The organism is Kribbella sp. NPDC055071 (genome assembly GCF_053608045.1).
Genome location: NZ_JBSGUS010000006.1, coordinates 45,230 through 57,367, shown reverse-complemented (window position 1 = coordinate 57,367; position 12,138 = coordinate 45,230). Strand labels below are relative to the sequence as shown.

The 12,138-nt window shown below is 68.9% G+C and carries 14 protein-coding genes; 4 read left to right on the top strand and 10 right to left on the bottom strand.

Annotated elements, in window-relative coordinates:
- Nucleotides 1-9 precede the first annotated feature (9 nt).
- A complete protein-coding gene (locus tag ACWF4Z_RS12335) occupies nucleotides 10-480 on the bottom strand; it encodes a lamin tail domain-containing protein (protein ID WP_452243068.1) in 471 nt (156 codons plus the stop codon).
- 111 nt (nucleotides 481-591) lie between these two features.
- A complete protein-coding gene (locus ACWF4Z_RS12330; protein WP_452243067.1) occupies nucleotides 592-1,353 on the bottom strand; it encodes an MBL fold metallo-hydrolase in 762 nt (253 codons plus the stop codon).
- An 82-nt stretch (nucleotides 1,354-1,435) separates the two neighbouring features.
- Between ACWF4Z_RS12330 and ACWF4Z_RS12325 the strand changes: the two genes are divergently transcribed.
- Entirely contained in the window at nucleotides 1,436-2,389 is a 954-nt protein-coding gene (locus tag ACWF4Z_RS12325; RefSeq protein WP_452243066.1) for a GlxA family transcriptional regulator, read from the top strand.
- Here ACWF4Z_RS12325 and ACWF4Z_RS12320 read toward each other — a convergent pair.
- Nucleotides 2,375-2,635, bottom strand: a complete 261-nt coding sequence (locus ACWF4Z_RS12320; RefSeq protein WP_452243065.1) for a hypothetical protein — start codon at nucleotides 2,633-2,635, stop codon at nucleotides 2,375-2,377. The genes ACWF4Z_RS12325 and ACWF4Z_RS12320 overlap by 15 nt on opposite strands.
- A gap of 71 nt (nucleotides 2,636-2,706) precedes the next feature.
- Entirely contained in the window at nucleotides 2,707-3,513 is an 807-nt protein-coding gene (locus ACWF4Z_RS12315) for a hypothetical protein (protein ID WP_452243064.1), read from the bottom strand.
- A gap of 583 nt (nucleotides 3,514-4,096) precedes the next feature.
- Here ACWF4Z_RS12315 and ACWF4Z_RS12310 point away from each other — a divergent pair.
- Both ACWF4Z_RS12310 and ACWF4Z_RS12305 read left to right on the top strand, forming a co-directional pair.
- Complete coding sequence (locus tag ACWF4Z_RS12310) at nucleotides 4,097-4,447, top strand: hypothetical protein (protein WP_452243063.1); 351 nt, start codon at nucleotides 4,097-4,099, stop codon at nucleotides 4,445-4,447.
- 6 nt (nucleotides 4,448-4,453) lie between these two features.
- A complete protein-coding gene (locus ACWF4Z_RS12305) occupies nucleotides 4,454-4,582 on the top strand; it encodes a hypothetical protein (protein WP_452243062.1) in 129 nt (42 codons plus the stop codon).
- A gap of 352 nt (nucleotides 4,583-4,934) precedes the next feature.
- Here the strand turns inward: ACWF4Z_RS12305 and ACWF4Z_RS12300 are convergent, their stop codons facing one another.
- From ACWF4Z_RS12300 to ACWF4Z_RS12285, 4 genes are all read right to left on the bottom strand, one after another.
- Complete coding sequence (locus ACWF4Z_RS12300) at nucleotides 4,935-5,921, bottom strand: CAP domain-containing protein (RefSeq protein WP_452243061.1); 987 nt, start codon at nucleotides 5,919-5,921, stop codon at nucleotides 4,935-4,937.
- A gap of 216 nt (nucleotides 5,922-6,137) precedes the next feature.
- Complete coding sequence (locus ACWF4Z_RS12295) at nucleotides 6,138-6,977, bottom strand: CAP domain-containing protein (RefSeq protein WP_452243060.1); 840 nt, start codon at nucleotides 6,975-6,977, stop codon at nucleotides 6,138-6,140.
- A 99-nt stretch (nucleotides 6,978-7,076) separates the two neighbouring features.
- On the bottom strand, nucleotides 7,077-7,739 hold the full coding sequence (locus ACWF4Z_RS12290; RefSeq protein ID WP_452243059.1) for a GNAT family N-acetyltransferase: 663 nt from the start codon (nucleotides 7,737-7,739) through the stop codon (nucleotides 7,077-7,079).
- Between the two features lie 165 nt (nucleotides 7,740-7,904).
- Nucleotides 7,905-9,032 carry a GNAT family N-acetyltransferase gene (locus ACWF4Z_RS12285; RefSeq protein WP_452243058.1) on the bottom strand — a complete coding sequence of 376 codons (1,128 nt, stop codon included), beginning with the start codon at nucleotides 9,030-9,032 and terminating at the stop codon, nucleotides 7,905-7,907.
- Nucleotides 9,033-9,111: 79 nt separating this feature from the next.
- Between ACWF4Z_RS12285 and ACWF4Z_RS12280 the strand changes: the two genes are divergently transcribed.
- Nucleotides 9,112-9,924 carry a DeoR/GlpR family DNA-binding transcription regulator gene (locus ACWF4Z_RS12280; protein WP_452243057.1) on the top strand — a complete coding sequence of 271 codons (813 nt, stop codon included), beginning with the start codon at nucleotides 9,112-9,114 and terminating at the stop codon, nucleotides 9,922-9,924.
- 4 nt (nucleotides 9,925-9,928) lie between these two features.
- On the opposite strand, the gene galK is transcribed toward ACWF4Z_RS12280, so the two are convergent.
- The gene (galK, locus tag ACWF4Z_RS12275; protein WP_452243056.1) at nucleotides 9,929-11,056 is read right to left on the bottom strand and encodes a galactokinase; all 1,128 of its coding nucleotides are present in this window, start codon (nucleotides 11,054-11,056) and stop codon (nucleotides 9,929-9,931) included.
- Nucleotides 11,053-12,099 carry a galactose-1-phosphate uridylyltransferase gene (galT, locus tag ACWF4Z_RS12270; protein ID WP_452243055.1) on the bottom strand — a complete coding sequence of 349 codons (1,047 nt, stop codon included), beginning with the start codon at nucleotides 12,097-12,099 and terminating at the stop codon, nucleotides 11,053-11,055. Before galT ends, galK begins: the two co-directional genes overlap by 4 nt.
- Between the last annotated feature and the right edge of the window lie 39 nt (nucleotides 12,100-12,138).

The window sequence follows — 12,138 nt, the reverse complement described above, 5'->3', positions numbered from 1 at the left end:
CCCGGTGCACTAGCACGCGACGCGAGCCCGTCCGGTGACAGCCTTGTAGCTGCAGGTGTCGAAGGTCTTGCCGGCCGGAGTCTGGAAGCGAGCCGTGTCGCCGTCGTTGTTCCAGATGTACCAGGTCTGGTTCCAGTACAGCGTTTGCGCGCGGTTCCGGTTCTTGCCGGTCCGGATGATCGCCGTCGTCCGGCCCGTGAGCACGTAGCCGCGCGGGAAGACGAAGAGGTGGTTGGCGGCGTCCAGTACGCGGAAGCCGGAGAGGTTGATCGGGCGCGTGCTGATGTTCCGGATCGTGAAGAACTCCTGGTTCAGTTGGGCGTTGGTGCGAACGTCGGACCCCGGCGGGTCGTACTGAATCCCGCTCAGCACCACGGTGATCGCCGCGGATGCGGACAGTGGTGAGACCACCGCCGCGGCGACGATCAGCGCGACGGCGGCGACCCCGGAGACGAGCAGGCGAAAGCGTCGTACGAACAAAGGATTCCCCTTCGGCAGTGGGCCGAATTCCCCCCGGCCCGACGATCATGGCTGCCGGTTTCCCCCCGGCGACCCGCACGCTAGCCGTCACGCTCCGTGCTCGTCAAGGGCTCAACCAACTGTCGTGGCGACACCGTGATCGAGGACCCTCAGGCGGTCGGTGAGCCCGGCCTCGCGGAAGGCCTCGACGATCGTTTCCGGCCCTTCGGTGAAGTGCGCCCAGCCCTCGGTGTGAACCGGGACGACGATCGCCGGTGCGAGCAGGTGGGCGGCCTCGACCGCGGCCGCCGAGGTCAGCGTGAGTGTGGCTCCGTCGAAGATGCCAGTCCGGGCGCCGCCCGCGAACAGGACTGCCACATCGACCGGACCGAAGCGGTCGGCGATCTCCTTGACCAGGTCGACCGACGCGTTGTCACCCGAGACGTAGACGGTCGGCAACCCCTCGCCCTGCAGCACGAATCCGGTCACCACACCCAGGACGGCCTCGGCACCCTCGGGACCATGCAACGCTGGTACGCCGGTCACCGTGATGACACCGCCGTCCGGCCGGGCGAGCTCGACAGACTCCCAGTTCGCCACACCACGAACACCTGGAATCCGGCCGGCCGCACCGGGCGTCGACAGAACGTTCGGTATCGCCGGCAGCAAGGCCCGGCCGGCGTTGTCGAGGTTGTCCTTGTGCTCGTCGTGCGAGAGCAGAACGACGTCGACCGGGCCGAGCTCGGTCGCCGGGATCGCCGGGCCGACGAGCTTGGTCATCACCCGGCCCGGCAGTTGGTAATCCTGCGGCTCGTCGAACGCCGGATCGGTCAGGAACCTGAGTCCACCAAGGTCGATGACGGTGGTCGGGCCACCGATGTGCGTGATCTTCATGTCAGCAATCCTCGGGCCGAGTGAGCCGTTCCACCATTGGCCCGGGAGCCATGCTTGCTGAAGATCGGGCCATACTGGACCCATGCGCACAGTCGCCGTACTCGCGTTCGACGGGATGAGCCCGTTCCACCTGTCCGTGCCCTGCCTGGTGTTCGGCGATCGCCGGGAGGCACTCAGGCGGTACGACGTACTCGTCTGTGCCGAGGAGCCGGGGGCGTTGCGGACCAACGCGGGGTTCGGGGTCACGGTCGAGCACGGGCTCGAGGCGATGGACCGGGCCGACATGGTCGTCCTGCCCAGCTGGGATCCGGCCCGCGAGCCTTCCGACGTACTGCTCGATGCGATCCGGAAGGCGTCCGCGCGCGGCGCGATCGTGGTCGGGTTGTGCATCGGCGCGTTCCTCGTCGCGGCGAGCGGGATCGCTGACGGGCGCGAGGTGGTGACGCATTGGCGCTGGGCCGAGCGGCTGCAGGCGCGTCATCCAGAGCTCACGGTCCGGGCGGACGTGCTGTGGTCCGATCTGGGCGACGTCATCACCTCAGCGGGTACGGCGTCGTCGCTGGACTGCTGTTTGCACGTGGTCCGGACTCAGCACGGGGTGGAGTACGCGGAGGAAGTGGCGCGGGACATCGTGGTTGCGCCGCATCGGAGTGGTTCGCAGGCGCAGTACATCCCGGTCCCGGTGCCGCCCGATCCCAGCGATGACGTGATCGAGAAGGCGATGGTGTGGGCGCGGGCACGGCTCGACCAGCCCGTGTCCCTGGACGAATGGGCGGCCGCGGTCGCACTGTCCCGTCGTACGTTCACCCGGCAGTTCCGCGCGCGGACCGGGAGCTCGGGGCAGGCGTGGTTGTTGCGGCAGCGGTTGGACCGGGCGCGATTGTTGCTCGAAACGACAGATCACCCGGTGGAGCGGGTGGCGGGGGAGAGCGGGTTCGGAAGCAGTGCGGCGTTGCGGCATCACTTCCACGCCGTGCTGGGTACGACGCCGCAGCGGCACCGGCAGGAGTTCGGGGCCGTTCTACAGCAGCAGTAGGAGCATGTAGAGGGCGGGCGCGGCGAAGGTGATCAGGAGGATCCAGGCGATCATCCGGTGCCGGGAGTTGCCGCGGTCGAGGGACGACGCGAAGTAGAGCACTGCGCCCTCCTCGGTGTGCCGGCTCAGACCCATCCGCTTGGCCTCCTCCGGGCGGGGATCGGGCCGTTCGTCCGCCAGCGCGTCGGGCGGAATCCCGAAGTGCGCGGGCCGGGCCGGATCCAGTTCCTCACGTTCCCCGAACATCCAGCCTCCGACGGTTGTGCGACCACGTCACCCCATGGTCGCACCAACCCCCAGCGAAAGTCCCCAGAACATCATGAGAAGTCAGCCACCCAGGCGACCCGGGTCGGCTTGGACCCCAGGCAGATCCCGAGCAGGTCGACTGCGGTGCAGTACTGGTGCGTGTCGCGGCCGACTCCGAGCGTCGTCAAGCCGCAGTTCAGGACCGTGCTCCTGCTCTGAGCCATGATCTGGTCGTAGGCCTGCTGAGCGGACCAGCTGTTACCACCGGCGGTCGACTTCGACGATCCGCTGCTGTTCACCGAACCCGAGTTTGCCCGGTCGCCGGCCTCCGACTCCGCGCCGCGGGTGAGGTTCGGATCTTGCTCCAGTCGTCTGCAGCCGTTGTTGACCCGAGCGTTGTCGATCAGGTTGAAGAGCTGGATCTCGTCGCTGTCCATATCCCCGTCCTGCACCGGCGGGGGTGGTGGGTTGTTGGTGGTGCGGGTGCTGGTTGGGGTCGGGGCGGTGGGGGTTGGTTGGTCTGGTGGGGTGGTGCTGCCTGGGTCGGTTGGTTGGGTGGTGGGGGCTTCGGTCAGGCGGCCGCGGGTGGGGGCGGTGGTTGGGGCGTCCGTCGGGCCTGTGGTGGTTGGGACGGTGGTCGGGGTGGCCGAATCCGTCGGCGTCCCGGTGGGGGTGGTCGTTGGGGTTGTGGTTGGGGCCGTGGTGCTCGGGTGCGGGGTCGGGGTTGCGACGACCGACTTGGCGCTGGGGGTGATGTACGTGTCGTCGGTGCGAGTGACGATCGGGACCGATGCGTCGGCCGGATCGTTCTGCGGCTGGTGCAGCAGGATCCACGAGATCGGGGTGATCACGATGATCACCGACGCGATCGCGATCAATACCCGCCGGGACCGTACCGCCTTCCCAGCCGCCGCACTCCGAGCCGCCGACCGCGACCCACCCCGCCCAGGCCCCGACGGCCCACGCCCGCTGCCACCAGACCCACCACGCGCGCCGGAACCACCGCGCCCGCCGGCGCCGGATCCACCGGTGCCGCTGGTCCGGAGTCCACCGAGTCCTTCGGTGCCCGCCGCGCTTGATCCTGCAGCGCCGGCCGTGCCGACTCCCGCAGCCGAGTCGACCGCAGCAAACGTGCTCGTGCTCCCCGAAACTGAGGTAGGCGCACCGGCAGCTGCCACCGAGCCAGCTGCAACCCCACCACCTGCAACCCCAGCGCCCGCGACCGCAGCGCTCGCGCTGCCAGCGCGTGCAGCGCCAGCACGATCGGTACCAGCCCGTGCGGTGCCCGCGTGATCCGTTCCCGGGTGACTGGTGCTGGCGGGTACGGCGCTTGTTTCGGGTGCGGGGCCGAGGGAGGCCCAGTCGTTGGCGACCTGTCCGAGGCTCGCGGCGCGTGCTTCCGGGGTGGCGGCTTGGCGGGCGGACCATGAGCCGGCCGTTTCGCCGGCGGGCTGTTGTTCGGTGGGGCGTGAGATTCGGTTGTCCGTCGGCGGTTCTGCCGGGCGTGACGGCCAGCGCTCCGTGGCGGATGCCCCGAGGCGGGACGGCCAGTTGTCTGTGGCGGCGGGCTGGGGTTCTGCGGGCCAGCTGTCCGTGGAGGTTTCCGGCGTACGGCGGGATGCGCGCGTCTCGGCCGGATCGGTGTTGGAGTTTTTGGATCGGGCCGCGGCTCGGCGGGCGGTCAGGCGGCGCGGCGCGGGCGCGGGTGTCGGCTCGGGTTCGGTGCCGGCGATGGACTGGGAGACCCAGGACGGACCGCCGCCGGGCTTCGACCGTGCGGCCAGGTCGGAGTTCGGGTCCGGCGTGGTGTAGCTCGGAATGCTCGGACGCGGCGCGTACTGCGGTGTGGCCGGGCGTGACTGCGCGTTGGCCCAGAACGGCGACTCGTTGGCCGCCGGGGTGGACTGCGTGTTCGCCCAGGGCTCCTCGTTGCCGCGGGGTGCGTAGCGGGGTGGTTCCGGTGGAGCGGGTGGAGTGGTGTCGGCGGGCGGTGTGGACCGGTTGCCGGAGCGGGACGAGCGCGTGGCGGCGCGCGTCGCCTTCCTGCGGCCCTTGGACCGGCTACTGCCGGAGTCGGACATTATTTCGTTGTTCCCTTCACTGTCTCGCCCCCAAGACGTGCCTCATCAAACGTCTCACCGGAGCCCTCCAGGAGGGCCCGACAGCATGACAAGGACGGATCTACCCGCAGTGACCGGCCAGGAACCGGCCGGACGTTGTGGCGGTGAGACAACGTCTCGGCCACAGTCGGTGTGTTCGGCACAATGACAAGCGACCCCCACACCACGATCGGCTCGGCTCAGCTGCGACCGAAGTCCTGGACCCAGCTGCCTGGACCCATGTCTGACTTGACTCGGCCCGAGTCGTACCCGATGCCGATCGACGTGTACTTGCAGTTCAGGATGTTCTGCCGGTGGCCGTCGCTCTGCATCCAGGCATTCATGACCTTCTGGGCGGTGCTGTAACCGGCCGCGATGTTCTCGCCCCACCTCGAGCCGTTGTAGCCGGCCGCCCGCATCCGGTCGCCAGGATCCTGGCCGTCCGGATTGGTGTGGTCCATGTAGTGCCGGCGAACCATGTCCGACGCATGCTTGCCCGCGGCCTCGACCAGCGCACTGTCCAGCCGCAGCGGTCCGCAACCGGCCTGCTCGCGGTACTGGTTGGTGTACTCGAGGACCTCGCGCTCCTGCGAACTCGTACCGCCACCACCCGCCGGCGGCTGCGGCGTATCGCTCGGAGTCGGCTGCGTCGTGGTCGGCTGCGTAGTGGTCGGCTTGGTCTGCGACGGGCGCGGCTTCGGCTGACCGGGCTTGGTGCCGGTCGTGGTCCGCGGCGCGCTCGGCGCCACCGTCACGGTCGTCACGCCGACGGTCGGAGCCGTCGGCGTGGTCAGGATGCTTGTCGGTGAACCGGTCGGGGTGGCGCCAGTGGCCGGTGTGGCCGGCGTACCCGTTGACGACGGAGCGGCGGACTCGGCCGACCCGAGGGCCGACAGGCCGACGACGGCCGTGGTGGTCTGCCCGTTCGGCAGGGTCTTGGTCACGGTGACGCTCGGGCCGGCGGTGGTGCCCTCGACCTGAGAACCGCCGTCGCGGGTGTCCTCGGAGACGTTCAGGATCTTGGCGGCATCGTCGGTCGTCGACTTGTCGTGCGACATCAGCCAGACGACCGGGCCGACGGCGAGCAGCACGGACAACGCGCTGGCGATCGGACCGATCAGGCCACGGCTCCGCCGGGGAGCTCGTCGACTGCCGCGGTGCCGCCGGGGGGTTGGCGAATCCGTCATGGGATGGGCGAGTCCTCTTCGTTTTTCGTCGTACCGAGTGCTGCGTCGTTCCCCGTGATTGTTGCCAGGTCCCCCCTGGTCACCGAAGAGCGACCTTAACCGATGGGCAAGGTCACTGTTACAGGTCTGGTACGCCCCTTAACGAAACCTGAAGGTTCGGCCCGAAACCCGAAGATTTTCAGGAGAAAGTACGCCGTTCTCGATGGCAGGAACCGGTCAGCCGCCGAAGTCCTGCACCCAGCTTCCGTTACCCCACTCGGGCTTCACCTGACCCGAGTCGTAACCGATGCCGATCATCGAGTAGCCGCAGTTGAGGATGTTCTGGCGGTGACCCGGGCTGTTCATCCAGCCCTTCACCACCGCGGCCGCGGTCGAGTAGCCGACGGCAATGTTCTCGGCCATCGACCCGCCGCTGAACCCGGCCGCCTTCATCCGGTCGAACGGGCTGCGGCCGTCCAGACTGTCGTGCGCGAAGTAGTGCTTGGCAACCATGTCGGACGCGTGCGCGTCCGCGGCCCTCGTCAGCGCGGTGTTGGTACGCAGCGGTCCACAGCCGGCCTTGGCCCGCTCTTGGTTGGTCAAGGCAAGCACCTGGGCCTCGGCAGTTCCCGACCCGCTGGGCGGCTTCGTCGTCGACGGCTTCGATGTCGGGCTGGTCGTGCGCGTCGGCGTCGGCTTCGTCGACGGCCGGGGAGTCCGGGTGCCCTCGCGACTGGGTGCGGTGGTCGACCGGGTCGGCGTCGGCCGCGTTGTCTTGGCCGGCGTGACGCTCGGGGTCGCCGTCGTACGACGCGGTGTGTACGACGGACTCGTCGGACGGATCGGTGTCGGGGTCGCGTCGTCAGCGACCGTCGCGTCGTCGGTCACCGGGGCGACCGAGGTCGCCGGACTCTCCTGACCGACGTTGCGGCTGCTGGTGTCGTGCAGCACGAACCACCCGATGCCGGCCAGCAGGACCAGGGCCGACAGCGAAGCGATCGCGGGACCGGCAATGCCGTTGCCCGGGCCGTTACGCGGACCTTCATCGGTGTCCGGCGTCCGCTTGTGGTTCGTCATGGTGTGCAGCCTTGCCCAGGTCACCCACGAGTGACTCCCCGCGCAGGCCGCACTTCACAAACCTTTGACTATCCCACCCGTTTCAAACGGCTGCAGTCACTACCTAGACCGGGCGATGACGATGTCTGCGACCACCTTCCAGCCCAGGCTGCGGTACAGCCGGAGGCCGTCGATCGAGGCGATCAGGATGCCGCGCTTGGCGCCCTGGGCCGCGGCCGTCTCGACCAGCGATGCCATCACCGCGCTGCCGAGGCCGCGTCGCCGATGTGCCGGATCGGTCTCGATCCGATCGGCTACGGCGTCCTCGCCGACCACGGCCATCCGGCCGCTCGACACCACCCCGCCGTGCAGCGTCGCACGGGTGATGATCAGGTCGTCCTCGAGCTCGGTGTGCAGGGCATAGCGCTCGTTCAGTTTCAGGGCAGGTTGCTCCGACAGCTGGATCGTCATCAGCCAGTCCTGGTCCTGCTGGACCTCGAGGCCGAGGTCCTCCAGTTGCTCGATCCTGGCTTCCTTGTCGTCGGTGGCCAGGGTGATCCAGCCCGCCCCGCGTCCGCCACCTCCGGCCGACGCCAGCTCGGCGGCGCGCTCGACCCGTTCCGGTTTGTCGTCGGCGTCCAGTACGACGTACTCCGTCGCGCGGTTCTCCTCGCCCGCACGAACGGTCAGAATGCCGTCGTTGTCGTCCTCGACTGTGGTCCAGCCCCGCGAGACTGACCACCCGGCCTGCCAACGGCGGACGAGCTCCTCACGATCTCTCACCAGTTGATTCAAGCAGTCAGACCCCGTCACGGCGAGGGGAACTTGTGTCGGCTGACACAAACTGGCCGTATCCCCTCGCTTTCAGCCGGTCACCAATACCCCACGCCACGCCTGGAAACAACCCCTCCCGGAGAGTTTGCTGACCGGAGTGAAGAAAGCCGAGGTTCAGGGCCGGGGATCGGTGCTGAGCAGGTCGAAGACGAGGTCGTTGTCGTAGACCCCGTCGCGGCGGCGGAACGCCTCGCGTTCGAATCCGACCCGGGTGAAGCCGTTGACCTCGGCAACATGCGCCGACGCGGTGTTGCCGTCGGCAGCCAACAACTTCAGCCGTCGACGCCCGAGCCCGCCGTCGGCGATCGGGGTGAAGGCATGCTCGATCACCATGCCTACTGCGGTCGACATCACCTTGCGACCGCGCGCATCCGGGTGCAGCCAGTACCCGATCTCGCCGACCGTCTTGTCCATCCGGCCGTTCATACCGAAGACACTCACGCACCCGAGCAACTGATTCGAGGCGGCATCAGCGATGGCCCACGACACGCCTTCGCCGCTGGCCAGGTTGTCCAGCCGGGTGTGGATGAATCCTTCCGCATCACTGAGCTGGTACGGCGACGGCAGCCCGGACAACCAGTACTGGGTCCGCTCGTCACCGCACGCCTCCTGAATCCGTGGCGCATCGGTCGGCAGCCACGCACGCAACCGGAGCCCGCCACCTTCCAGCTCCGACACTCGCCACCAATTGCCCTGCGGTTCGAGCTCGTCGTCCCGCCCGATCGTGGCAACCCACTCGTCCATCCGTACGTCGCGCGCCGTACCACCACCCGGTACGACGACCAGCCCGCGGAAGCCGCATTTCCAGGCCACCCGGCGCGACGCCCAGTTGCCGACGAACGCCCGCCAGATCACCCGGTCCCACCCGAGCTCGTCAAAGGCGTACCGCAGCACCAGCTTGACCGCCCGCGTCATCACCCCGGCACCGCGCGCCCACGGCGCGAGCGAGAACCCGAGCTCACCGCCGCGACCCCGGCCGTCGTGCAGATCGAGGGTGCCGGCGAACTTGCCGTCGTACTCGATCGCGAAGCCCCAGATCCCGCCGTCACGCCAGCCGTTCGGGATGATCTGGGTGAGGAAGTTCACCGCGTGCTCGCGCAGGTAGGGGACCGGGATCGTGGTCCATCGCTGCATCTCCGGGTCCTGGCACATCGCGTAGGCGCCGTCGATATCGGCATCCGTGTGTGCACGCAGGGTCACGACGCCATCGGTCCGGACGGGCACGTCTTCGGGGAATCGCATGCTTCAGCGTGACGTGGTGCGACGGGTCGGGCAACACGATTTCACTGACAGTTCTCGGTTTCGAGACTAGGCTGTGGGCGTGAACCCAGCCGGAGTCGAGCCGCCGCGGGGCCGTGGCGGCCAGCTCGCCGCCCAGCGGCAGGCCACGATTGTTGCCGAAGTCAACAGTCGCGGCGCGATCACGGTGGCCGAGCTGGTGGACCGCTTCGGCGTCTCGGACATGACGATCCGGCGGGACCTGGACGCGCTGGACTCCAGTGGCCTGCTGCACAAGGTGCACGGCGGTGCGACCTCGGTCGGGCTGCGGAGTGCGCACGAGCCCGGGTTCGATGCCAAGCTCACGCAGGAGTCCGCGGCCAAGCAGGCGATCGCGGCCGAGGCCGCGGGCCGGGTCCAGCCCGACAGTGCGATCGGGATCGGCGCCGGGACGACGACGTACGCACTGGCTCGTCAACTCTTGCGCGTCGAGAACCTGACGGTCGTGACGAATTCGGCTCGCATCGCGGACGTGTTCCACGGCAACGGCCGCTCGGATCGCACCGTGGTGCTGATCGGCGGGATCCGGACGCCGTCGGACGCGTTGGTCGGGCCGATCGCGACGGCCGCGCTGGCGTCGCTGCATCTGGATCTGCTGTTCCTCGGCGCGCATGGCGTCGACGCCGAGCACGGCCTCAGCACGCCGAACCTGATGGAGGCCGAGACCAACCGGTCCTTCATCGCCGCGAGCCGTGAGGTCATCGTGGTCGCGGACCACACCAAGTGGGGGACTGTCGGCCTGAGCACGTTCGCCACCTGGGCCGACCTCGACGTCATCGTGACCGACAACGGCCTGGCCAATCCTGCTCGCAAGGCCATGCGCGACACGGGTTGCGAGCTAGTGATCGCCTCCTGACGGATCAGCTCAGGCGGGAGGCGCCGGCCGACGGCGTGGCCGCGAGCGAGCTCGGAGCGTTGAAACCGTGCTCCGCAAAGGCCTTCTCGATGGCGGCGAGCACGGACTCGGACGCGTCCGCCTCGACCAGCGCGATGATGCAGCCGCCGAAGCCACCGCCGGTCATCCGCGCGCCGAGCGCACCCGCCTCGAGAGCGCTGCCGACCGCGACGTCCAGCTCGGGCACCGTGACCTCGAAGTCGTCCCGCAGCGACACGTGTGACGCCGTGAAGAGCGGTCCGACGTCGCGCAGCCGACCGGCATGCATCAACGCGACCGCTTCCTCGACCCGGCGAATCTCGGTGACCACGTGCCGTACGCGACGCCGTTCGACATCATCGGACAACCGGGCGAGCGCCTCGTCGAGGTCGTCGTACGCGATCGACCGCAGAGCCGGTACGCCGAGCTCGGCCGCGGCCTGCTCGCAGCTCTTGCGTCGAGCCGCGTACTCACCGCCGGCATGGCGGTGCGGAGCCTTCACATCGACGACGAGCAGCGCGAGCTCGTCGGCGGCCGGGTCGAACGGGATCTGCTCGGTGGACATCGCGCGGATGTCGAAGAACAGCGCATGGCCTTCGGTACAACACATCGAGGCCGTCTGGTCCATGAGTCCGACCGGTGCGCCGACGTACTGGTTCTCGGCCTTCTGCGCGAGCCGCGCGACCTCAGCCGGGTCCACGTCGATGGCGTGCAGGCCGAGTAGCGCGGTCAAGGTCGCGCAGAGCAGCGCCGCGGACGACGAGAGCCCCGCGCCGGACGGCAGGTCCGAGTCGATCAGCAGGTTGGCGCCGCCGGTCGCGTAGCCGGACTCCCGCAGGATCCAGGCCGCACCGGCCGGGTACGCCGCCCAGTCGCCGACGGATCGTGGTGAGAGCTCGTCGATGGCGAACTCGGTGACTCCCTCGTGCCCGGTGGACGCGACCGCGATCCGACCGTCGTCGCGCGCGGCCGCGGTGACGACGATCTGGTTCGGCAGGGCGATCGGCAGGACCAGGCCGTCGTTGTAGTCGGTGTGCTCGCCGATCAGGTTCACCCGGCCGGGAGCACGCCAGCTGCCGTCGGGCGCCGTACCGAACACGTCGTTGAAGCTCACGGGCGAACCTTCCGCAGGGTCTCGGCCACGTCCTCGGGCCTGGTGTCGCTGATGAACGCGCCCATCCCGGACTCCGAGCCGGCCAGATATTTGATCTTGTCCTTGGCCCGGCGGATCGACAACAGCTCCAGGTGAAGGTAGCCGAGCTCGCGGTCGAGCCGGGTCGGTGCCTGGTGCCAGGCGGCGATGTAGGGCAGCGGGTCGTCGTACAGGCCGTCGAAACGGTTGAGGACGTCGAGGTACAGCTCGGCGAAGTCGTCGCGCTCGCCGACCGACAGTTCGTCGATGCCGAAGACCTGGCGGTGCGGGTAGAGGTGGACCTCGACCGGCCAGCGGGCGGCCTCGGGCACGAACGCGGTCCAGTTGCCGTTCTCCGCGATGACGCGGGTGCCTTCCTTCCGCTCGGCGGCCAGGACGTCGGCGAACAGGTTGCTGCCGGCAACTTCCTGGTGCTTGCGGGCCTGCTCCAGCAGGTTCTGCATCCGCGGCGGGATGAACGGGTACGCGTAGATCTGACCGTGCGGGTGGCTGAGCGTCACACCGATCTCACGGCCGCGGTTCTCGAACGGGAACACCAGCTCGACGTCGTCGCGGGCGCCGAGCTCGGCGGTCCGGTCGGCCCAGGTGTCGACGACCAGGCGGGCCTGGCCCTGGGAGAGGTCGGTGAAGGACTGGTTGTGGTCGCTGGTGAAGCAGACCACCTCGGTCCGGCCCGGGCCGGCGAAGGAGGGGAACCGGTTCTCGAAGACGGCGACGTTGTAGTCGTGGTCCGGGATCTCGGTCGGGTGGCCGGGCTTGCTCGCGTCCAGCGGACACTCATCGGCCGGCGGCAGGTAGGTCCGGGTGTTGCGATGGGTGGCGTAGGTGATGACGTCACCGGTGAGCGGATCGGTCCGGAGCTCCACCTGCGGCTGCGGAGCCGCCAGTCCGCGGGTGTCCTCGAGCGGAACCCGCTCCGGCGCGTCGGCGGGGTCGTAGTAGATCAGCTGGCGTCCGTCGGACAGTGTGGTGTCGGTCCGGCGTACACCGCGCGGTGTGTTCATCGTTCGACCCTCCTGGCGATCCCGCGTGGACAGCCAGGA